Below are 21,824 nucleotides of genomic sequence, written 5' to 3' on the forward strand. Positions count from 1 at the left end.
TTTACATATAGCTTAGTATTTCTTTTTTGTAAGCATCATATTCACCTTGCATGATCAAACCGTTATCAAGCAATTTTTTATAATTCTGTAATTTATCAAAAAGTTCTTCTTTAGATAAATCACTTAATTTACGATCTCCTGTTGCAGGTTGAGCTGGCTGAATTGGTTCGTAAGTCTCTGTATAAGATGGAGTAGCAGCTGGCATAATTTCAGCAAAACTTGTTACTTCTTCAGTTTCAACTTCTTCAACTTCTTCTTCGATATCATCTTCTTCTTCAACAACCTGAGCAGTTTCTACAATTGGTGTTTCGGCAACAACAGGATTTTTTATTAAATCTAATTGTTCTTTTGCGTAAGTATATATTTTTCTGGCCTGGATTTTCGGGATATAATCAATCGAAATTGATAAATCAGTATTGGTATTGAATGAGAATTCAGAACCTAAAATATTTTCTTTTACAAAAGCACCCGCAACATTATCCCAGGTATAATCTGTAAAATCCATCGAAAGACCTAAATTTTTAGGTTGACAAATAATGATTCGCTTGTTTGTTAATACAATACTGTCAGGAAAAACAGTAAGTGCCGGTTTTTTTTGAACGGCAATATATCCAATTTCTTCACCTTTCATCAATAAATCATTGAGTTTTGAAGTGACTTTTTCAATCGCTTTTGGATCTTGCTCTTCGTTCAGAAATTTTTTAAATTGTTCTTTCATGGTTGTATAAGTTGCTAAGTTATCTAGTAACTAAGTTGCTAAGTTTTTTTCTTATGATGCAAATGTAATGCCTAATTTTCTAATTCAATAATTTCATTCTGAATTTTCTTTGTCAAACTTTTGAAAACCAATTCATACGAATGATCGATTAATTCTTTGATCAAAGTATTCGATAAACTTCCGTTTAAAGCAATTGTATTCCAATGTACTTTACTCATATGAAAGCCTGGTTTTATCTCGTCATATTCTGCTCTTAGTTCCTGGGCGCGTTCCGGATCGCATTTTAAGTTTACCGAAGGCTCATTTTTTTCCCATTGTAAAAGAGAAGATAAAGCAAACATTTTTCCGCCTACTTTAAAAACCAAAGTATCTTCATCAAAAGGAAAATGTTCGCTAGCTCCTTTTTTCGAAAGACAATATTCGTAATATGTTTCCAGATTCATAATAATTTTTATTTACCAATTTCGCCCAAATGAGTGTATTTAAAACCACTTTCGTATTTTAAACCGTAACCAAAAATTCGATCCATTGCTGAATGCGAAAATAAAATAATTCCGGTTAATTGAATAATTTCGATACTGAAATAACATCCTAAAGCATAAATTAAAAGCGCGATTCCTTTATGATGGAATACATTATAAAAAAACGCACCGCTTTTATTTCCAAAAAGATAACCTACCATTGACAAATCAGGGGCTAAAATTAAAACTAAAAACCACCACCATTCAAAACTCAAACGGCTGAACAAATAGATTCCTAAAATAAATAAAGCAGCTTCTTCGACTTTAAGTATTGTTTTCATCATCGTTTTTTCTCCATTAATTTTTCTGGATGTTCCAATTCAGTAAAACCAAATTTACGATATAAAAAATGCGCATCAGTAGTGGCCAATCGCCATATTTGAATGTTTTTAAGAATAGGTTCATTCATCATATTTTCAATTAAAATAGACGAATATCCTTTGCCGCGATGTTCTTCGGTAATAAAAACATCCATCACGTAACCAAAAACCACATAATCGGTAATTACTCTCGCAAACCCAATTTGTTTGTCGTTCAGGTAAATTCCAAAACAAACCGAAGCATCAATTGTAGTCTGAACCTCTTCGATAGTTCTTCCCGCGGCCCAATAAATGTCTTTTAGAAAGTTTTGTATAAACGGAACGTCAAGTTTAGTTTTATCTGTAGAAACGTTAATCATAGTATTCAGTCTCAGTTTTAAGTATTCAGTAAATCTAAAATCTACCCTCTAAAATCTACAATTTTGTATAAAATTGGTTTGCTAGGACTTGCATCATTTTCAAACGAAGCAATTTGAAGATTTAGTACATATTCTCCATCTTCAATTTCGTCCTTAACATAAATCATTTCTGTAATTGTTGCATTCAATCTGGCGTCAGCATTTAAATGTAAAGTATCTTTTACGTTCCAGAATGCTTTGTGTGCTAATAATTTTCCTTCGTCGTGTTCTTTGTCAACACTTGGTAAATCGATTAGCAAATGTTGAATTTCGCTTTCGCGGATGAAAATCGCTGCTTCTTCAGATAAATAAGGTGGATTTGTATTCGAATATTTTCTTGACTTTTTATCTTTTTGATTTGGAAGTGTTCTGATAATTAAAGCCTCTGTCTTGCTGAGCGGAGTCGAAGCGCTGCCCAGTGATGTCACATTAAGCAAAGTCGAAATGCTTTCTTTCGTAATCACCAAATCATCCCCAATCTTTTCAGGTTCAACCGTAATTAGCTTTGCAAAAAAGAAGAAATTCTTTAATGTCTGATTGATGCTGTAAAAATCATTGGTAATATGTCCCAGACATTCCGTGTGCGTTCCATGCCCATGCGGATTGAAGAAAATATTATTAAAGTTTGTTGATGATTTTCCTTCCGAAACTTTCCCAATCCAATCTCCAAAAACTACTGGTTCAATAACCGGTTTTTCGATATACCAAGCAATTGGATTTTCATCAGTATTGGTTAATGGAATAGAGATATCAATAGGTTTTGATAAGTCGATTTCGAAGTTGTTGATTTTTGCTATCATGTTGATTTAACCGCAAGGTTCGCTAAGGTTTACGCAAAGGGCGCTAGGCTTTTATTAAAGATTGTTTGCTACTCTTTTAATTCCGTTTTTTATTAAAGAAACATTGAAATTTATTAATAAACCTAATTTGCAATTTGTTAATTTTAAATAAGTCAATAATTGAGCAAAATGAATTTCATTTAAACAATCGACTGCTTTTATTTCCAAAATTAGTTTATTTTCTACTAAAATATCTAATCGATAACCAACATCTAATTTAACTTCTTCGTAGATTAAAGGTAAAGCCTTTTGTTTTTCAACTAATAAGCCGAGTTTTCTTAACTCATAAAATAAGCACTCTTCATAAGCACTTTCTAAAAGCCCAGGTCCTAAAGTTTGATGAACCTTCAATGCTGAATGGAACACAATTCTTGATAAATCATTTTCTGACATGAGTAATTAACTTTAAAATTAAAACTCAAATCTACGGTTTAAATTTATTTATTATAAATTTATTCCTACAAAAAAAACAGATAGCGTTCTTTGCGTAAACCTTAGCGAACTTTGCGGTTAAATCTCAGGCTCTAAATAAAATAAATCTGAAGCTATTCCATCCGTTAAAAATTTTCCTTTCGCGGTTGGTTTTAGGATATTATTTTCAATTGAAAGCAATTCGTCATTCAGAAATTTTTGACTTTGTTTTTTGAGATAATCAAGATATTCCAAACCAAATTCGGTTTCAATTCTTTCTAACGAAACGCCCCAGATGGTTCGCAATCCTGTCATAATATATTCGTTATAACGATCAGAAATTGTTAAGGTTTCCGTCTCGATTGGAAGTTCATCATTTTGAATTGACTTTAAGTAAAGCGAATTATTTGCCACATTCCAGCCTCTTTTTTCGCCATCATAACTATGTGCCGAAGGCCCAATTCCGATATATTTTTTACCCAACCAATAAGCCGAATTATTTTTAGAGAAATATCCTTCTTTCCCAAAATTGGATAATTCGTAATGAATAAAGCCATTTTTCTGAAGCGTTTCGACCAGAATCATAAAATGATTTGAAGCTACTTCGTCTTGAGGTTCAGCAATTTTTCCGGTATCGATTAATTTTTTTAAAGCTGTTTTGGGTTCAACCGTTAAAGCATAACTCGATATATGCGGAATTCCAAAACTCAACGCCGTTTCAATGTTTTTCTTCCACATTTCGTCGGTTAATCCAGGGATTCCGTAAATCAAATCCAGAGAGATATTATCGAAGTATTTAGTTGCTTCGGTTAAACAATTTATGGCTTCCGCCGAATTATGCGCGCGGTTCATCATCTTTAAATCTTCTTCATAAAAAGACTGAATCCCAATACTCAAACGGTTGATTGGACTTTTTGATAATTCGAAAATTCGTTCAGCAGATAAATCATCCGGATTGGCCTCGAGCGTGATTTCCGGATTTTCGACAACATTATAATTTTTATAAATTTCAGATATTAAAAAGTTTATTTCGTCATTCGTCAAAACCGAAGGCGTTCCTCCTCCAAAATAAATGGTTTCTATAATTTCAGTTGAAAACTCATTCTTGCGCATGGCAATTTCTTTGGCTAAAGCCAAAACCATATCATCTTTCTTTTTCATCGAAGTCGAAAAATGAAAGTCGCAATAGTGGCAAGCCTGCTTGCAGAAAGGAATATGAATGTAGATACCGCTCATTTTATAGTTTTCAGTCTCAGTTTTCAGTCTCAGTCTCAGCTGTAAACTGTGACTGCGACTGTAAACTATTTTCTAATCTTGTCTTCGTTTTGTTTTACAAAAGCGTCCCAACCCGTATAGCTTTTTCCGGCAACTATTTTGCCTGAGTTAAAGAAATGACAAACTGCAGCTGCCAAACCGTCTGTTGAATCGAGATTTTTAGGTAATTCTTTTAAGCCTAAAAGTTGTTGCAGCATTTTAGCAACTTGTTCTTTACTGGCGTTTCCGTTTCCGGTAATCGCCATTTTTATCTTTTTAGGTTCGTACTCAGTAATCGGAATATCTCTCGAAAGTCCCGCTGCCATTGCAACGCCTTGTGCGCGACCCAACTTTAACATCGATTGTACGTTTTTGCCAAAGAAAGGCGCTTCAATCGCGATTTCATCAGGATTGTGCGTTTCGATTAGTTCGATGGTACGCTCAAAAATGATTTTTAGTTTTTGGTAATGATTGTCATATTTGGACAATTGCAATTCGTTCAATTGCAAAAACTCCATTTTTTTATTGATAACTTTTATCAATCCAAAACCCATAATGGTGGTTCCGGGGTCAATACCTAATATGATGCGTTCTTTTGTCAAGTTATTTTTTGTTTCAAGTTTTAAGGTTTAGAAAATTGACTCATTTTCTAATTTTCAAATCGGCACATTTGTATTGCCACATTTTCAAATTGATTACTTTTGCGGCATGATTTCAATTCCTCACAAAGCTAAACAATTCCTAGTTCTTCTGATCAAACTTTTGATTGTAGGTGGTGCATTTTATTTTATTTATAATCAGTTAGCGAATAATGACAAACTCGATTGGCAAAAGTTTATTACGCTGTTTCGCAAAAATCAGTCGGTTTTAGGAATTGGGTTTATATTACTTCTAAGTGTTTTGAATCGTTATTTCGAGATTTTGAAATGGCAGAATCTTGCAAAAGTAATTCATGAAATCTCATTAGGTGAAGCGACAAAACAGGTTTTGGCTGCACTTACAGCCGGAATCTTCACGCCAAACGGAGTAGGAGAGTATGCCGGGAAAGCGTTGTTTTATCCGAAATCTGAAGCTAAACAAGTGGTTTTTCTGAACTTGATTTGCAACGGAATCCAAATGATCTTAACGGTGATTTTTGGGCTTTTTGGATTGTTGTATTTTAATGCTAAATATGAGGTTATTACGACTCAAACGGTAGCGATTTTATTTGGAGGTTTTGTATTGCTTTTTATTGTTTTGTTTTCACTAAAGAAAATAAAAATCAAAGGATATTCGATCGAAAAGCTATTACATAAAATCAATGAAATCCCGAAAGCGGTTCATCGTAAAAATATTCTTTTAGGGGTTTTGCGTTATTTGGTTTTCTCACATCAATATTATGTTTTGTTTTTGGCTTTTGATGTTGATTTGCCTTATTTTACACTAATTGCGACCATTGCTGTAGTTTACTTTTTGGCTTCGTCATTGCCTACTTTTCAGTTTTTAGATTTTGCGGTAAAAGGAAGTGTTGCCATCTATTTCTTTGGAATTTTAGGCGTAAACGAATGGATTGTGGTTTTTATCAGCACTTTGATGTGGTTTCTTAATGTAGTTTTGCCTGTAGTTATTGGTTCTTATTATGTGTTGAACTTTAAAAGTTCTCCGAAGATTTAAGATCAGTTTTTAATGATTAAGTAATATTGTATAGTCCCTACGGACAAAATATTTTTGACAAAGTAATTTTGTTACCAATATTTAATCTCTACGAGATATACTCTGTTAGGAGTTAAATGTTGGTAGAAATAAAAGAAACAACATCGGTAAAAATGTCCCGTAGGGACTACATTTATTCATGAAAAATGATTTAAAACCAAAGTTATGATTGCCATTATTCTTAGTGTAATTTTAGTTATTTATTTTTCAAGTATTGGCTTGCTTATTTATGGCTTTATCAAAGTAAAAAAATATCACAATAACAATCTAAAACCTCGAACGAGTTTTACCATTATAGTTCCGTTCAGGAATGAGGAAGAGAATTTACCAAACCTTTTGCAAAGCCTTTCAAACTTAAATTATCCAAAGGATTTATTCGAAGTAATTTTAGTGGATGACAGTTCTAGTGAAAAAATTCAAATTTTAAATTCCAAATTCCAGGTTTCTATAATTGATAATATTAGAGTTTCGAATTCTCCTAAAAAAGATGCTATTTCTACGGCAATGCAACACGTAAAAAACAATTGGGTTATTACTACAGATGCTGATTGTCTGGTTCCTGAAAACTGGCTTTTAACGTTCGATAATTATATTCAGCAAAATGATGTTTCGATGTTGGCGGGCGCCGTAACTTATCAATGCGAAAATTCATTTCTGGATCATTTTCAGCAATTGGATTTAACAAGTTTACAAGGTGCTACGATAGGAAGTTTTGGACTCAATAAAGCTTTTATGTGCAACGGAGCCAATTTTGCCTACACGAAATCTTTGTTTGAAACATTAAATGGGTTTGATGGAAACAATACAATAGCCAGTGGCGACGATGTTTTTTTATTACAAAAAGCGGCTAATTTGTTCCCGGATAAAGTTCATTATTTAAAAGCAGAAGAAGCTATTGTCGTTACAAAACCAACTGAAAACTGGAAAACATTATTCTATCAAAGAGTGCGTTGGGCGGCGAAAACAAGTTCATACCAAAGCAGTTTCGGAAAGATTTTGGGATTGATTGTTTTCTTTGGGAATCTGAGTTTTGTAATTGGTTTTTTTGCCTTTGTTTTCGGGATTTGGCTTTATCCATTTTTTGTTTTGTTTGTCTTCTTTAAGTTTATAATTGACTTTGTATTGCTTTATAAAACAAATCAGTTTTTAACGAAATCGAGAATAAAGAGTTTAATTTTAAGTAGTTTATTGTATCCTTTTTTTAGTTCAGCTGTGGCTTTGTATAGTTTGTTTGGTTCTTATGAATGGAAGGGAAGAAGATTTGGGAAATAAATTCTAAAGTACAGCTTGTTGGTACGCTGAAATAGCACGCGGATGACACTGATTCGCTTTGCGAAAGCGCGGATTTATGCGGATTTTTTTATTTTATTCTCAATTTTGTCATCCTGAGGAACGAAGGATCACGCATAAAACTCTGTAAAGAAATTCGTCAATCTTTGTCGTGTTATATGTTGATATATGGAAATGTTTAAAAATCTGTGTGTTATAAAAATATTTCTTATGATGAAAACAGAAGCGCTAGCCCTGATGGGAGGGAAAATCCTTTTGTGCCGGTGTTCGGCATAAAAGATTGGAAGGAACAGCAGGAAATAGCTCCTAAAAATCCAGTAAATAAATAATTATTTAAATGAACTTACATCACTTATATGGTGAAGAAAAAAACTATTCTTTCCCTTTTTCTTTAAGAATAACAGGCAAAATAAATTGGGTTTTTACCGGAAGTCCGCGTTTTAAGGCAGGATTTATTTTAGGAAAATCGACTAACCTCGCATGCAAAATACTATCGATTTTGATGGTGTCGTAAGCAACAGAATCTTTAGGAAATTGCGGTTCAAACTTCATGGTCGAGTTAGGGTAAACCGTTACTTTTACCTGAATAGTATCGAGTTCAGGATACAATATTGAAAGAGTATCTATATCTAGTTTTTGCTGAATAAGTTGCGCCATAACTTCAAAAAAGCATTGTTGGCGTTGTTTTTTATTGGCGATTTTTTCGCAATTTGCTACAGATGGATATTCGTCAACTTCTTTCCAGTTGATTGATTTTAATTCTTTTTGAAGTAACTCTTTTTCAGACGGAACCTGCTTGTCAATATATTGACAAGAATTGAAAGATAAGATAACTAAAAAAAGGAAAAACTGCTTCAAGATTTTGATGTTGAATTGAATGAACAAATTATGGTATAAAAATACGATTATTTTTTTTGAGAAGCTTTGTATTGCAGATAATCTTCATAGCTTTCTGAAAGCCATTTTTCTTTGTTTTCTGCTGCAACTTCTTTTTGATCAGGATATAAGGCAGACAATCGGTCTGAAAAAGTAGCGATTTGAACCGTGTAGTTGTAAAAATCTTTTCTTGTTAAAACAACATTTGGATCATTTTTGCGATTAAAGTATTCAAAGAAAAGTGTGTCAAATTCTTTCATAGAAAAATTTAAAACTTTTTTCTTCTTACTTTTATAAATACTATCCTGAATTAATTGATCGTCGACAGACAGTTTTTTAACTTGTGCGTAGGTAGTATTTTTGATTAAAATAATCAAAAAAACAAATAATACAAATTGCAAAAGTCTGCGCATTTACGGGCTTTTTTAAAAAGTTTGTAGGTGCAAAATTACAAAAAAATATATGGATTTACTATTGTTATTGCTTGGTTTTATATGCATGATTGTGGGCATTTTGGGTAGTTTTCTGCCTGTTTTGCCAGGTTTGTCCTGTTGTTGGGTCGGCCTGTTATTGCTATATATGACAAAAGCTGTCGAGAATAATTATTGGGTTTTGGGTATTACGCTTGTCATCACGATCATAATTACAGTTCTTGATTATGTAATTCCGGCAAAAGGAACCAAGAAATTTGGCGGAAGTTCGTACGGAATTTGGGGAACCAATATTGGGTTGATCGTTGGAATTCTGGCTCCGATACCTTTTGGAGTTATCATTGGCCCTTTTGTAGGAGCTTTTGTGGGCGAGATTATTTACGATTCTAAAAATCACAAACGAGCACTAAAAGCGGCAACAGGATCCTTACTCGGTTTTCTGGCTTCGAGTTTTATCAATTTTATGTTTTGCATTATATTTCTAGGTATATTTTTGAGTGTCACATGGGAATATCGAAACTTTTTGTTTTAATTGTGTAACAATTATTTAGCTTTTTTCTTATTTTTTGTTTTTTTTAGTAAAATTTACAAAAAAATAATTTCACTTTGGTTTGATAACGAAAGGGTTATGTTTACTGACACGAGCAGTTTTTTTTGTTAAACAACTGTTAATCGATCGCGCATGTATTTCACTTATTTTTTGGAAATGTTAAAATATTTTATATTTTTATCCTGATAAACGATAAAAAGCCTCACTTTATCGGTTATTTTGAATAGATTTAAATAATTTTAAACCATTTAAGTATGACTCCAAACCTACAAATTGAACTTAGACGTTTTATTTCTTCTAATGTTGTTTCAAAGTTAAACAAGTTTTATTTTGAAAATGATGCACTTTTAATAAAGGGAATTGATGTTTCGATAGGTACAGTTTTAATGGGGTTATATAATAGGGCCGAGGAACCGGATTTTTGCAAAGACGTTGTCTCGCAAATAGAAGAAGATTCGACCTTTTATCAGGAAGTCGATTTTACATCCGGTCGAATTTTATCAGTAGATGATTGTTACCGTTTAGAAGGAAACTCGTTACTGAAAGAAATTTTCACCAATAAAAAAGGTAGAATTTCTGAAATGATCTCCAACGAAGTCGGAATCAAAAGTGAGACAGCAAGAGAGATCTTAAACTTTTCAGCCTTATTAGTTGCTTCTTATCTTAAAAACAATATCCAATTGTTAGACAGTCTAAAATTACTACTAGACGATCAAAAAAGAGATATTCTTAATAGCATTCCTCCCGGAATCAAAATTATCTTAGGTTTTTCATGTTACGAAACAGTAGAAGAAAAAAACCAATCCATCGGAAGATCCATTTTTACCCTTTTCGGTCACAACTTTTTCAGTTTCTAAAATAAAAAAATCCCGTCTTACAAAGTAAAACAGGATTCTATATTTAGATCAATTTTTTTAAGCGTTCTTAAACGTTCTTCAAGTTGATGATTTCCTGGTCTGTCAAAAAGCGCCAGTTACCTCTTGGTAAATTCTTTTTGGTTAAACCAGCAAACGATACACGGTCAATACGCAGAACGTCATAATCAAAGCTTTCGAAAATTGCACGAACCACTTTTACATTCGATGAACGTAATTTAAGGCCCACTTCGCTTTTCGCTTCTTTCTCGATATAACTAATTTCTTCAACAAAAACGCGGTGTCCGTCAAGAACCAAACCTTTGCTGATTTTTTCTAAATCTTCAAATTTCAAGTTTTTATCTAGAGAAACCTGATAGATTTTAGATGATTTCTGACTCGGTAAAGTAAATTTACGAATCATATCAGTATCATTAGTAAACAACAACAAACCAGTTGTATTCTTGTCCATTCTTCCAATCGGAGCAATTTTTGCCGTTGTAGAACCACGAACAAGTTCAAGAACGTTACGGTATTCCTGACCTTCGTCAAGAGCCGTAGTAAAGTTTTTAGGTTTGTTCAACAAGATGTACTCTTTCTTTTCTGGAGTCAAAACAACACCATCAAAATTAATAACATCATTCAATTTTACTAAATAACCCATTTCAGTTACCGGAACACCGTTTACTTTAACGTTTCCAGACTGAATGTATATATCAGCATCACGACGCGAACAAACACCAGAATTAGAGATGTATTTGTTCAAACGAATTTCGTCTGCAGCTTTTTGTCTTTTTGGAGCCTGATTCTGTTTTTTAAGTTTTTGTGCCGCTTCTTCTTCCGCAGCCTTAACAGCAGGTTTCACTTTTTTCGGCCCTTGGGCGCGCTTCGCCATAGGAGGTTTTGGCTTGTTAGAGTTTGGTCTAGAGCTATTTGGCCTAGAACCACCTCTTTTATTATTGCCTTCCTTATTGTTCATAAATTCTGTAATTTGTGCAAAGATAGTTTATTCTTGCTAAATAATCCTAAGTTCATTGTTCTTAGATTAATAGCTATTATTTTTTGGAGTTGCAGGAGCAGTACAATCGGCTTTTTTTAGGCATGTTTTCCCGCTTTTGTTCCAATCTTTTGTTTTTTTAAAGAAAAAAAACAAAAGGATTTCCACGCAATCGGGGCTATTTTTTCAGGCAATTGGCTTTTTTTAGGCATTTTGAGAGTAGGGTTTTACCACAAATATTCACTGAGTTTTTTTAAGCGTTGTATAATTCTGCTATTAATTAATCCTTTCAAACAAAAAATCAGCGAAAATCAGCAAAACCAGTAAAATCCGTGGGCAATTATTTAAGACTTTAATAGCAAATTCTTTCCATGCCACAAAATACTCGGATTAATCAAAACAATGCAGCAAACGCCGGAAACAATCAAAAACTTCAATACGTTATGAAGCAGTAAATATTGTTCTTTAGAATCCGATTTCCATAAATAAATCAGGAAAAACAATAAAACCCCAAAACACACATAAAAGTAAATATCCATATAACCCACATCATAAATGTTGATTAAAATATATACCGGAACAACTGTCAGGATTGTTAAAGCGGTGATTATTTGTTTAGAAATCGTTTCGTTATAAATAATCGGAATTGTTCTGTAATTGTTTGCCAGATCTCCTTTTAGATTCTCTAAATCTTTTATCATTTCGCGAATCAATAATAATAAAAACAAGAAAACCGCATGTGCCGAAATCACCATAAAATGACTCATATGATCCTCGATCTCTTCAAACGAAATCTTATTATAGAAATACAATAGAATTGCAAAAAAAGGCAAAACAGCCAAAAATGCAGCAGTCAAATTACCTACAATAGGATATTTTTTTATTTTATGAGAGTAAAACCAAATCAGGAAAATATACGCCGAAAAGAATAGAAAAGCACGCCAGGAAACAATCAAAGCCATCAAAGCGCCAATAAAATTAAGCGTAAAATAAACCGATAGTTTCGTTTTCTGACTTACCAAACGATCCAGCATCGATTTGTTGGGCCTATTGATTAAATCCTTCTGACTGTCATAAAAGTTATTGATAATATATCCCGAAGCAATGGTAATTGCCGAAGCAAAAACAATCAAGAATAAATTGAAATCTAATAAAATATCAAGCGCTCTTTTTTCGGGAGCCAATATAAAAATCGCGGATAAATATTGCGCCAAAACAATAATCGGGATGTTATAGCCTCTCACTACCGAGAACAAACTAACAATTTTCATGACTAAAAGTTTGTGCTGTCTGCTTAACATTTTTTAAATTTCGTTTGGGATTTTAATTTAAGGCTTATTTTTGAGGTGAGTTTCTAAGCAAATGTTAAAGTTTGTCTTTTAACAATGCTGCAGAACCAATGCCTAATTTTCGAATGCAAGCTAAGGCTTCTTTTTGAGATAATCCAACTTCTGTAATGTCTTTTTTGTTTACAAAACAAACAGAACCGGTCCAGGGACTTGGCGCATCCGGAACAAACACCGTGAAATTATCTTCGTTGATTTGTTCTATTAAAAAAGCAAATTGCAAACCTGCATCTGTAGGAACTAAAACTACTTTTAAATTTTCATTAGATTCAAAGCCCATAATGTTTTCGTTCGTTTTCTTCATAAACGAATAACCGGGAACGAAGCTTAAAATTCCGTTTTCTAATCTTTCGATCAGTTTCTTTGCATAACTTGTTCGGGCAACTAAACCAGCACTAATGCAAATAATGAAGATGATTAAGATGGCTACAATTTCTTCAATTGCCAATCCTAAAATTTTCACTTTCGGAAAATGATTGATAATCGGAAGCGTGATTTTTTGAATAATATGATATCCTTTTTCTAAAAGAACCAGCAGTAAAACTAATGGGGCTAAAAACAGAATTCCGCCTAAAAAAGTTGCTTTGATAATCTTTAAAATATTCTTCATATTAAATAACTTTTAGGGTGGTGATGTCTAGAAAGGGATATTCAATAAGCTTGCGTTTTTTAAAGAAACTTAAATTTAGAACTGATAAACAACTTCTAGTTTATAATCTTTCAAAGATACTTTAGCGCGCTCTAAATCCTCAGTAAAACCAAGAATATAACCACCTCCGCCAGAACCACAAAGTTTTAAATAATAATCATTTGTATCGATTCCGTTTTGCCAGATTCCGTGAAATTGTTCCGGGATCATTGGCTTGAAGTTATTCAAAACTACTTTTGACAGCTTTTTAGTGTTAGTAAACAACGATTTCATGTCGCCATGCAAAAAGTTCTCTACACAAGCATCAGTATATTTTACGAATTGGTTTTTAAGCATTGCACGGAAACCTTTGTCTTTCAGGTTTTCCATGAAAATGTTTACCATTGGTGCCGTTTCTCCAACAATTCCGGAATCTAATAAAAACACAGCCCCTTTTCCGTCAAAACTTTGAGTAGGAATTCCGGTTGCTTCGATATTATCTTTAGAATTAATTAAAATCGGGATACTCAAATAACTGTTTAAAGGATCTAAACCAGAGCTTTTTCCGTGGAAAAAACTCTCCATTTGAGAGAATATATTTTTAAGTTGTAACAGTTTTTCGCGAGTTAAATTCTCTAAAACGGTTATTTTGTGTGTAGCATATTTGTCGTAAATAGCAGCAACAAGAGCGCCACTACTACCAACTCCGTATCCTTGCGGTATACTTGAATCGAAATACATTCCGGTTTCAACATCATTCTTTAAACTTACCAAATCAAAAGCAACCAATTCCGGTTGTTCTGTTTGTAAAGTTTCAAGGTAAGTTGCAAAACGTTGTAAACTTGCATTTGATGCGATTGCTTCAGCCGAAGGATCTTCGGATTTCTTCAATGCACCATTGTAAAAATTATAAGGAATAGAAAGTCCTTTAGAGTCGCGGATGATTCCGTATTCTCCAAAGAGTAATATTTTTGAGTAAAATAATGGTCCTTTCATGTTTATTTAATGTCTTTCTTTATTTTATTTGGTGTAGAAGATTTTTTATTTAATCCCTTCTCAAGAATCTCTCTAACTTTTCTTATGATTATAGGATTGTTACATTCCATAATCAATTTCATTGCTTTGATTTTTTCTGCTTTGATGCCCATCAATCAAAATTTTAATTAAAGATACGGAAAATTATAATGCAATTGCACCGTCTCCAATTTTGTCGCAAATGTACTGACGATTCTGACAAAATACAACTAATTCGTCCTGAATAAACTGTAATACTTTCTCGCTAACGTTTTCGGGATAAAGTACATGAACATTTGCTCCGGCATCAAGTGTAAAACAAACCGGAATTTGTGTTTCATTCCTGAATTTCCAGATGGCATTTATGATTTGCAACGTATTTGGTTTCATTAAAATAAAATACGGCATCGATGTCATCATCATGGCATGTAATGTCAAAGCTTCGCTTTCGACCACTTTTATGAATTCATCTAAATTCCCGCTTTCAAAAATTGCAATTAACTGATCCATATTTTCATGTGCCTGAGCAAAACGTCTTTCGGCATACGGATGATTGTGCATTAAATCATGTCCAACAGTACTTGAAACTTGTTTTTCGCCTTTATCGACCAATAAAATAGTATCCTGATAATTTTTGAAATTCTCATGAATAGCGTACGGAAATTCAACTCCGTATAAGTCTGAGCTTCCTTCAATATTTGCCTGATTTCCCCACGCAACAACACTTCCTTTTACGCTTCTACAAGCACTTCCAGAGCCTAAACGAGCTAAAAAAGATGCTTTTTGGTAGAAATATTCATCAGTCATTTCCGGATTCAGCACTTTTTCTAAACTCATAAAATTCATCGCCAAAGCGGCCATTCCTGAAGCCGAAGAAGCAATTCCTGAACTGTGCGGAAATGTATTTTGTGTATCAATCGTAAAATGATAGTCTTTCAAAAAAGGCAAATAAACTTCAACTCGCTCCAGAAACTTCTGAATTTTTGGTTTGAAATCTTCTTTTGGTTTTCCTTCAAATAATAAATCAAAAGAGAATCCATTTGTCACGCTGAGCGATCCCGAGGTTTCGGGAGAAGCGTCTTTCTTCTCAAAACCTAATTTAGTAATCGTTTTGCAATTATTAAGCGTAAAACTTACTGAAGGATTTGCCGGAATTTGATGCTCTTTTTTCCCCCAATATTTTACTAATGCAATATTGCTTGGAGCGCTCCACTCAAAATTTCCGTTTTCGATGGTCGAAGTATATTTTTTGGGAATAAAATCAGTTGCTGTAAACATGAATTATAAAATTTTGGCAAAGATAGTTTTTAAATATTTTTACCATATAAGTTATATAAGAAAATGTAAGCGAATATAAAATGAACTTATATAACTTATATGGTTTAAACTTTCTTTTTAACTATTTTTGACTAAAAATTGAATAGAATGAAAATAAACAAGATCACCAAAATCGTCATAGCGCTAGCAATTTGTTTAATGGTAGGATATTCTGCAAGTATCGTAACAAGACCGAGCGTTGAAACTTGGTATCCAACAATTGCCAAGCCTGTTTTTAATCCGCCTAACTGGATTTTTATGCCGGTTTGGACATTACTTTATATTTTAATGGCGGTGGCAGCAGGATTGGTTTGGGATAAAATAAAAGAACAAAACCAAGAGGTAAAAGTTGCATTAGGATTCTTTTTGATTCAATTGACTTTGAATGCTATTTGGTCGTATATATTCTTCGGACTAAAAAATCCAATGTTGGCTTTAATCGAAATTGTGCTATTATGGCTGATGATTTACGAAACGTATTTAAAATTCAGCAAAATAAATAAAACTGCCGGTTATTTATTGATTCCCTATATGGCCTGGGTTGCTTTTGCCGGAATTTTGAATGCAAGTATTTGGTGGCTGAACAGATAAAGATTTAATTTTTAAGTTCTGCTTTTACTTTTTTAAACATTTCATTTTTAGCATACAAAAAATCCATTGTGGTTAATATGTTATTGTTTTCTATAAGAGTTTTAGATCTTGGGTCTGCATCACAAAATTCAATAAAAAGATCTTTTTCTTCGGGTTTTAATTTTAAATTGTTTGTAAAAAAAGTAGAAGGAATAGAGGCTGCAATAAGTTTCTTAAAACTGCTGTTCTCTGTTTTCTTTTCGAGTTCTTCTTTCTTATCGCTTTTAAACAGGTTTAAAATTCCTGTTCCCATTTGGGCAAAGTCCATTCCATTTGGAATTGTTCCGTTGTAAACGCCAGTGTATTTTTGTAATGACGCAGCATCTTTTTCGAATTTTACGTTATCAAGATCTTGTTGCGAAATTTTAAAAGGCTGAAGTTTCATATTGGTTATTACAACTTCGTTTAATTCTTCAGGTTTTGGAATCATGTTCACTACAATATTATTTTTATCAATATTTTCGGGAGATATTTTTAATCTTTTAAAAAAGTGATCTTTATGAAAAAACAGCAAACTGTCTTTAGGTTTAACCAAAATAGAAAAGTCTCCTAAATAATCTGTTGTTGTACTGGTCATAGCTGTTTTATTGATTACCTCTACTTTTGTAAGAGGAAAATTGTTCGACAGCACTTTTCCGTGAAGCATTTTTTCTGTCTGAGAAATAGAAAGCTGATAGGTTAAAAAAGAAATTGTGGTAAGCAGTTGTACTTTCATTAGGGATTTTTTTAATCTTTTTTAATTTTTAGGTTCTGTTTTCAGTTTCTGAAATTCTATGTTTTTAGTATACAAAAAGTCCATAGTAAAAAGTAAATTCTTTTGCTGTACAAGGACTTTAGATTGAGGATCTGCATCGCAAAATTGTAGAAATAAATCTTTTTCCTCCGGGGTTAATTTTAATTGATTGGAAAAAAATGCTAAAGGAACAGTTGCATCGGCTAGTTCCTTAAAATTTAATTCTTTGAATTTATGTTTAGGTCTTTTGTCTTTTTTTCTAAATAAATTAAAAATAGCAACGAAGTCCATTCCGTTTGCAATACTTCCATTATAAACACCAGTTTGATCTACACGGCTTCTTGGAACTACAGTTGAATTTTCGTCAGCTGGTCCCACATGAGGAAAGGTTATGTTTTTTACTACAACTTCATCTAATTCTTCTGGTCTTGGAATCATGTTCACGACAATATTATTTTGATTTATGTTTTCATAAGAAATTTTTAATCTTTTGAAAAAATAATTTTTAGAGAAAAAAATCAAACTGTCTTTTGGAGCAACCAAAATCGAGAATTCTCCGGCTTCATTTGTTTTCGTACTAATTTTGGAGGTTTTATTGATTACTTCGACATTTTTAAGTAAAATGTTCTCGGAAAAAACCTTTCCGTGAAGTAATTTTTCTGTTTGAGAAGTAGAAAGTTGGTAGGTAAAAAAAGAAATTGTGGTGAGTAATTTTACTTTCATCTAGTGGTATTTAGCTGAGCGTAAAATTATTAGAATTGTCTTAATGAAAACTTACGGAACATGTAAATTCTTGTTAATAAAGTTAATCGAGTTTTTGAACAAATTTTTCCAGATCACCATTATCAAATAAAACAGGGCCATGACCAAAACACAATATTTTAGGCTTTAATGATAATAGCTTTAGAATCGATTTTCTATTGGTTTCTTTATCAGCGGTAAATAAATTAGGAGGTTCGTTCAGGCCTACTATTGTCGTTAATAAGTTCATGTTGGTCATAACATCGCCAACAATCAAAATTCCGTCTTTTTCTCTGAAGAAAGAGAGATGTCCGCTTGAATGTCCAGGCGTTTCAATAACTGTAAATCCCCCAATTTGATCCCCTTCTTTTAAGGTTCCGGAAACGGAATGTCCTTTTCCTGCCCAAAAGTTTTTCTGAAATTTCGAAATAATATGATTTGGATTTGGATATTCTGTGATGACATTGCCGTTTTCTGCAAATTCTTTCTCAGGTTCACTACATAAAAGTGGAATATTCAGTGTTTCACAAATTACTTTACTGCTTCCCTGATGATCGGCATGGGCGTGGGTAAGTGCATGTTTTGTTATTGATTTGTCTTTTAATGCTTTTAGAATTATTCTGTCTGAACTGCGGATTCCGGCATCAATTAAAGTATCTTCAATTATATAGCAGTTAATAGCATTTCTGGGAAATAATGGTATTTGATAAACGTCTTTGGTAATATTTTTCATTTGTTGAATTTTATATTGACAAAGATTTGAATTCCATTTTTCAATTCACTTGATAAATGTTAAGAAATGTTTTGACGAATTCTGCTTAAAGATTCGGGCGTAATTCCGAGAAATGAAGCGATATAAAGTAAAGGCGTTCGTTGAATTATTTTGACTGGAGCCGATGCTAAAAAAGTGTGATATTTTTCTTTTGCAGGAATCATTTGCAATTTTAAAACACGGTCAGCCATGCAAAGATAATTCTGCTCGGCCAGAATTCTGCCGACACGTTCCCAGTTTGGAATTTCTTTATACAAAAGCTGCATTTTTTCGAAAGTGATAGAAAAAACTTCACAATCTTCAATGCATTGTATATTTTCAAAAGAAGGAGATTGATTTATAAAACTAGAGTACGAAGCAATAAAACCGTCATCACAGCTTAAATAAGTGGTGATTTCTTTTCCGTCTTTTAAATAATAAACTCGGGCTAAACCTTCAACAATAAAAAATATTTTACTGCTAATTTTTCCTATTGAAGAAAGAAATTCTTTGGCAGTAAAATTTTGATATTCAAAACAAGAATCGATCTTTTCGATTTCATTTTCAGAAAACGAAGCGATCGATAGTATTTGTTTTTGTAATGAAGAATTCATGATTTATACTATCTCAATTAATTCCGAAGGATTATTAATTACCAATTTTGCACCACTATTTTTCAATTCTTGTTCGGTTCTGTAACCCCAGGAAACGCCAACTGCAAACATATTGGCATTATTGGCTGTCTGCATATCAATATCTGAATCTCCCACAAAGAGGATTTCTTCTGTCTTTAAGTTCCAGTTTTTGCTAATTTCTATCGCCTCAAACGGATTAGGTTTTTTAAGTTCTTCGATACTCAAACCAACGGCAGCATCAAAATAATCAGGAAATATTTCTGCTGCAATCTTTTTAGTCAATTCATCAGCTTTGTTAGAAAAGACCGCTAATTTGATGTTTTTTGAAGCCAAATTATCTAATAATTCGATAATGCCTTCGTACGGTTTTGTTTTTAAGGTGCAAATTTCACGATATTCCATAATCATGCAATCAAAACATGTTTCAATTTGATCTTCAGAACTATTGGATGCAGGCAAGGCTTTGCTAACCAAATTTCGTAAACCGCTTCCGATAAAATATTGGTAAGTGTCGTAAGTATGAGTAGGGTAGTTTAGATTGGTAAGTACTGTATTCATCGCATCTGAAATGTCTTCTAATGAGTTTACCAGCGTTCCGTCTAAATCAAAAATAATTCCTTTAAATTTCATTGTATTATATATTATTGGCTAAAATAAACCCGCTTGTCCAGGCATTCTGAAAGTTAAAACCTCCGGTAATGGCATCGATATTAACAATTTCTCCAGCGAAATAAAGATTTTGATGCAGTTTGCTTTCCATGGTTTTAAAGTTGATTTCTTTTAAATCGATTCCACCTGCGGTAACAAACTCTTCTTTAAAAGTACTTTTTCCGTTTACTTTAAATTCGGCTTTTGTAAGTTGAGCAGCTAAGTTTTGTAATTGAATTTTAGATAAATCAGCCCATTTTGTCTCCGCTTCAATTCCTGACGCTAAAACCAGACTTTCCCACAAACGATTCGGGAAATCGAAAGGTGATTTTTTAGAAACTGCTTTTTTGGCGTGTTCTTGCTTTAAGTCTTTCAGTATTTTCTCTGCATCTTCTGTGTCGACATCATTTAACCAATTGACATAAATCGTAAACTGATAATTTTTATCGAATAAAATACGCGCACCCCAAGCCGAAAGTTTTAAAATGGCCGGACCGCTCATTCCCCAATGCGTGATCAATAAAGGGCCTGTCGATTCGAGTTTGGTATCTTTTACGTTTACGGTAACTTGTGCCGCAACGCCGGGTAATTCTTTGATGCGGGAATCTTTGATGTTGAATGTAAAAAGGGAAGGGACAGGACTTACTATCGCGTGTCCTTGCGTTTGTAGCATTTCCCAGATTTTAGGATTACTTCCTGTTGCCAAAACTAATTTTTCCGTAGCATAATTTTCATCCTGAGTATCAATTTTCCAGTGATTCTCTGCTTTAAAAATCGATTGTACACTTTGACCTGTTAGTACTTTTATACCTAATTTTCCGGTTGCTTCGAGGAAACAGTCAATAATGGTTTGCGATGTATTCGAAACGGGAAACATTCTTCCGTCGTCTTCGATTTTTAATTCGACACCATGTTTTTCGAACCATTCGATGGTATCTCCGGAACAAAACTGATGAAAAGGTCCGCGAAGTTCTTTCTCGCCTCGCGGGTAAAATTTTACTAATTCGTTAGGTTCAAAACAGGCGTGGGTTACATTACATCTTCCGCCGCCGGAAACGCGAACTTTAGAGAGTACTTCTTTTCCTCTTTCTAAAATTGCAATTTTGAGTTTCGGATTTTTCTCTGCGATATTAATCGCGGTAAAAAAACCTGCAGCGCCTCCGCCAACAATTATTATGTCGAAATTTTTAATCATATCTTTTTTGCCATTGATTTGTTTTTTTGCCACGAATTGCACGAATTAGCACAAATTTTAAATCTGATGGTTTGTCTTATTTTTTGCCACAGATTAAATGATTCACACAGATTTTAAAAATCTATTTAATCTATGGCTATTCTTTTATTATAATCTATCGGGAAAATCAGAGATAATTCCGTCTACTTGATAACTTTTTATTTTTTGAATGTCTTCTGGATTGTTTACCGTCCAGGGTAAAACCATAAATCCTTTTTCCTGCATTTCCTGAACATTCTCCAGATTCAATAATTGATAATCGGGATGAATGGCGTGTGCTTCTATTACTTCGGCGAAAGCCAAAGCTTTTTCGACATCTTCTTCCGTTAAAACTCCAATCGCAATATTCGAATTTAAATTTGACGTTTCTTGCAGTAAATCCCAATTAAAACTAGAAACGATAAAATGTCCGTAATTCCAGTTTTGATCAGCTATATATTCTTCGATTAAAGCGGCAACTTTATCCGCAGTTCCTAAACCTTTTAACTCGATATTGATCAGGCATTTTTTGTTTACCAAATCAAAAACCTCTTTTAAAGTTGGAATTTCGTATTGATCATCAATCAAAAACGTTTTTAATTCAGCTAAAGTAAAAGTATTTACAGAACCTTTTCCGTTGGTGGTTCTGTCAATTGTCTCGTCATGAATTACGATTAAATGTCCGTCAGAACTAAGGTGAACATCTAGTTCAATTCCGTCAGCATGTAAGTCTAATGCTTTCTGAAAGGACTTTAGCGTATTTTCAGGTTCATATCCTCTGGCACCGCGATGAGCTATTTTTAGCATGTATTGAGAGTTTAACCGTTTAACCGCAAAGGTCGCAAAGTTTTACGCAAAGTGCGCTAAGGATTAGATAAAAAAGTTAGCCACAGATTACAGGATTAAAATGATTTTTGTTTCACGGAGATCTTGCCGATTTTTTAGAATGTATTTCTAAATAATAGGTATAGATTTTTTAATCTGCTTTATCTGCGGAATCTGCGAGAGAAAAAAAAG

At 33.2% G+C, this 21,824-nt stretch carries 28 protein-coding genes; 5 read left to right on the forward strand and 23 right to left on the reverse strand.

The window, feature by feature from the left end; genetic code table 11:
• Window position 1: 1 nt before the first annotated feature.
• The 8 genes from L0669_RS07055 to ruvC all read right to left on the reverse strand — a co-directional run bounded on the left by L0669_RS07055 (window position 2) and on the right by ruvC (window position 5,063).
• On the reverse strand, window positions 2–718 hold the full coding sequence (locus L0669_RS07055; protein WP_173970787.1) for a PH domain-containing protein: 717 nt from the start codon (window positions 716–718) through the stop codon (window positions 2–4).
• Window positions 719–789: 71 nt separating this feature from the next.
• Window positions 790–1,161 carry an MmcQ/YjbR family DNA-binding protein gene (locus L0669_RS07060; RefSeq protein ID WP_263762349.1) on the reverse strand — a complete coding sequence of 124 codons (372 nt, stop codon included), beginning with the start codon at window positions 1,159–1,161 and terminating at the stop codon, window positions 790–792.
• Between the two features lie 8 nt (window positions 1,162–1,169).
• Window positions 1,170–1,520, reverse strand: coding sequence for a DUF4260 domain-containing protein (locus L0669_RS07065; RefSeq protein ID WP_263763917.1), 351 nt, complete (start codon window positions 1,518–1,520; stop codon window positions 1,170–1,172).
• A complete protein-coding gene (locus L0669_RS07070) occupies window positions 1,520–1,918 on the reverse strand; it encodes a GNAT family N-acetyltransferase (protein WP_263762351.1) in 399 nt (132 codons plus the stop codon). The genes L0669_RS07065 and L0669_RS07070 overlap by 1 nt, the downstream gene beginning before the upstream one ends.
• 41 nt (window positions 1,919–1,959) lie before the next feature.
• Window positions 1,960–2,757, reverse strand: a complete 798-nt coding sequence (locus L0669_RS07075) for a cyclase family protein (protein ID WP_263762353.1) — start codon at window positions 2,755–2,757, stop codon at window positions 1,960–1,962.
• A gap of 54 nt (window positions 2,758–2,811) precedes the next feature.
• On the reverse strand, window positions 2,812–3,189 hold the full coding sequence (locus tag L0669_RS07080) for a GxxExxY protein (RefSeq protein ID WP_263762355.1): 378 nt from the start codon (window positions 3,187–3,189) through the stop codon (window positions 2,812–2,814).
• Window positions 3,190–3,306: 117 nt separating this feature from the next.
• Window positions 3,307–4,443 carry a radical SAM family heme chaperone HemW gene (hemW, locus tag L0669_RS07085; RefSeq protein ID WP_263762357.1) on the reverse strand — a complete coding sequence of 379 codons (1,137 nt, stop codon included), beginning with the start codon at window positions 4,441–4,443 and terminating at the stop codon, window positions 3,307–3,309.
• A 65-nt stretch (window positions 4,444–4,508) separates the two neighbouring features.
• Window positions 4,509–5,063, reverse strand: a complete 555-nt coding sequence (gene ruvC / locus L0669_RS07090; protein ID WP_099710470.1) for a crossover junction endodeoxyribonuclease RuvC — start codon at window positions 5,061–5,063, stop codon at window positions 4,509–4,511.
• 106 nt (window positions 5,064–5,169) lie between these two features.
• On the opposite strand from ruvC, the gene L0669_RS07095 reads away from it, so the two are divergent.
• Entirely contained in the window at window positions 5,170–6,114 is a 945-nt protein-coding gene (locus L0669_RS07095) for a lysylphosphatidylglycerol synthase transmembrane domain-containing protein (RefSeq protein ID WP_263762359.1), read from the forward strand.
• 204 nt (window positions 6,115–6,318) lie between these two features.
• Complete coding sequence (locus L0669_RS07100; protein ID WP_425250476.1) at window positions 6,319–7,425, forward strand: glycosyltransferase family 2 protein; 1,107 nt, start codon at window positions 6,319–6,321, stop codon at window positions 7,423–7,425.
• Between the two features lie 390 nt (window positions 7,426–7,815).
• Here the strand turns inward: L0669_RS07100 and L0669_RS07105 are convergent, their stop codons facing one another.
• Both L0669_RS07105 and L0669_RS07110 read right to left on the reverse strand, forming a co-directional pair.
• On the reverse strand, window positions 7,816–8,301 hold the full coding sequence (locus tag L0669_RS07105; protein WP_173970793.1) for a hypothetical protein: 486 nt from the start codon (window positions 8,299–8,301) through the stop codon (window positions 7,816–7,818).
• Window positions 8,302–8,348: 47 nt separating this feature from the next.
• Window positions 8,349–8,732, reverse strand: coding sequence for a hypothetical protein (locus L0669_RS07110; protein ID WP_263762360.1), 384 nt, complete (start codon window positions 8,730–8,732; stop codon window positions 8,349–8,351).
• A 49-nt stretch (window positions 8,733–8,781) separates the two neighbouring features.
• On the opposite strand from L0669_RS07110, the gene L0669_RS07115 reads away from it, so the two are divergent.
• Window positions 8,782–9,282 carry a DUF456 domain-containing protein gene (locus tag L0669_RS07115; protein ID WP_173970795.1) on the forward strand — a complete coding sequence of 167 codons (501 nt, stop codon included), beginning with the start codon at window positions 8,782–8,784 and terminating at the stop codon, window positions 9,280–9,282.
• 272 nt (window positions 9,283–9,554) lie between these two features.
• Window positions 9,555–10,157 (forward strand): DUF937 domain-containing protein, encoded by a 603-nt coding sequence (locus L0669_RS07120; RefSeq protein ID WP_173970796.1) that lies wholly within the window; start codon window positions 9,555–9,557, stop codon window positions 10,155–10,157.
• Between the two features lie 67 nt (window positions 10,158–10,224).
• Here L0669_RS07120 and L0669_RS07125 read toward each other — a convergent pair whose 3' ends face one another.
• From L0669_RS07125 to L0669_RS07150, 6 genes are all read right to left on the reverse strand, one after another.
• Entirely contained in the window at window positions 10,225–11,133 is a 909-nt protein-coding gene (locus tag L0669_RS07125; protein WP_173970797.1) for a pseudouridine synthase, read from the reverse strand.
• Window positions 11,134–11,495: 362 nt separating this feature from the next.
• Complete coding sequence (locus tag L0669_RS07130; RefSeq protein WP_263762362.1) at window positions 11,496–12,452, reverse strand: geranylgeranylglycerol-phosphate geranylgeranyltransferase; 957 nt, start codon at window positions 12,450–12,452, stop codon at window positions 11,496–11,498.
• Window positions 12,453–12,516: 64 nt separating this feature from the next.
• Window positions 12,517–13,107 carry a DUF502 domain-containing protein gene (locus tag L0669_RS07135; protein WP_263762364.1) on the reverse strand — a complete coding sequence of 197 codons (591 nt, stop codon included), beginning with the start codon at window positions 13,105–13,107 and terminating at the stop codon, window positions 12,517–12,519.
• 75 nt (window positions 13,108–13,182) lie between these two features.
• Window positions 13,183–14,121: a mevalonate kinase family protein gene (locus L0669_RS07140; RefSeq protein WP_173970800.1), complete on the reverse strand. Its 939-nt coding sequence runs from the start codon at window positions 14,119–14,121 to the stop codon at window positions 13,183–13,185.
• 2 nt (window positions 14,122–14,123) lie between these two features.
• On the reverse strand, window positions 14,124–14,273 hold the full coding sequence (locus L0669_RS07145; protein ID WP_263762366.1) for a hypothetical protein: 150 nt from the start codon (window positions 14,271–14,273) through the stop codon (window positions 14,124–14,126).
• A gap of 31 nt (window positions 14,274–14,304) precedes the next feature.
• Window positions 14,305–15,417: a diphosphomevalonate decarboxylase gene (locus L0669_RS07150; RefSeq protein WP_263762368.1), complete on the reverse strand. Its 1,113-nt coding sequence runs from the start codon at window positions 15,415–15,417 to the stop codon at window positions 14,305–14,307.
• A 153-nt stretch (window positions 15,418–15,570) separates the two neighbouring features.
• Between L0669_RS07150 and L0669_RS07155 the strand changes: the two genes are divergently transcribed.
• Window positions 15,571–16,047 carry a TspO/MBR family protein gene (locus L0669_RS07155; RefSeq protein WP_173970923.1) on the forward strand — a complete coding sequence of 159 codons (477 nt, stop codon included), beginning with the start codon at window positions 15,571–15,573 and terminating at the stop codon, window positions 16,045–16,047.
• A 4-nt stretch (window positions 16,048–16,051) separates the two neighbouring features.
• Here the strand turns inward: L0669_RS07155 and L0669_RS07160 are convergent, their stop codons facing one another.
• From L0669_RS07160 to L0669_RS07190, 7 genes are all read right to left on the reverse strand, one after another.
• Window positions 16,052–16,801 (reverse strand): hypothetical protein, encoded by a 750-nt coding sequence (locus tag L0669_RS07160; protein WP_263762371.1) that lies wholly within the window; start codon window positions 16,799–16,801, stop codon window positions 16,052–16,054.
• A gap of 21 nt (window positions 16,802–16,822) precedes the next feature.
• Window positions 16,823–17,542 (reverse strand): hypothetical protein, encoded by a 720-nt coding sequence (locus L0669_RS07165; protein ID WP_263762373.1) that lies wholly within the window; start codon window positions 17,540–17,542, stop codon window positions 16,823–16,825.
• A gap of 82 nt (window positions 17,543–17,624) precedes the next feature.
• On the reverse strand, window positions 17,625–18,293 hold the full coding sequence (locus L0669_RS07170; protein WP_263762375.1) for an MBL fold metallo-hydrolase: 669 nt from the start codon (window positions 18,291–18,293) through the stop codon (window positions 17,625–17,627).
• A gap of 59 nt (window positions 18,294–18,352) precedes the next feature.
• Window positions 18,353–18,925 carry a Crp/Fnr family transcriptional regulator gene (locus L0669_RS07175; protein ID WP_263762377.1) on the reverse strand — a complete coding sequence of 191 codons (573 nt, stop codon included), beginning with the start codon at window positions 18,923–18,925 and terminating at the stop codon, window positions 18,353–18,355.
• Window positions 18,926–18,928: 3 nt separating this feature from the next.
• Complete coding sequence (locus L0669_RS07180; protein WP_263762379.1) at window positions 18,929–19,576, reverse strand: HAD family hydrolase; 648 nt, start codon at window positions 19,574–19,576, stop codon at window positions 18,929–18,931.
• 4 nt (window positions 19,577–19,580) lie between these two features.
• The gene (locus L0669_RS07185; protein ID WP_263762380.1) at window positions 19,581–20,789 is read right to left on the reverse strand and encodes a BaiN/RdsA family NAD(P)/FAD-dependent oxidoreductase; all 1,209 of its coding nucleotides are present in this window, start codon (window positions 20,787–20,789) and stop codon (window positions 19,581–19,583) included.
• A 147-nt stretch (window positions 20,790–20,936) separates the two neighbouring features.
• Window positions 20,937–21,614: a glycerophosphodiester phosphodiesterase gene (locus tag L0669_RS07190; protein ID WP_263762382.1), complete on the reverse strand. Its 678-nt coding sequence runs from the start codon at window positions 21,612–21,614 to the stop codon at window positions 20,937–20,939.
• Window positions 21,615–21,824: the final 210 nt, after the last annotated feature.

It is taken from the genome of Flavobacterium bizetiae, assembly GCF_024271895.1.
Taxonomy (GTDB): domain Bacteria; phylum Bacteroidota; class Bacteroidia; order Flavobacteriales; family Flavobacteriaceae; genus Flavobacterium; species Flavobacterium bizetiae.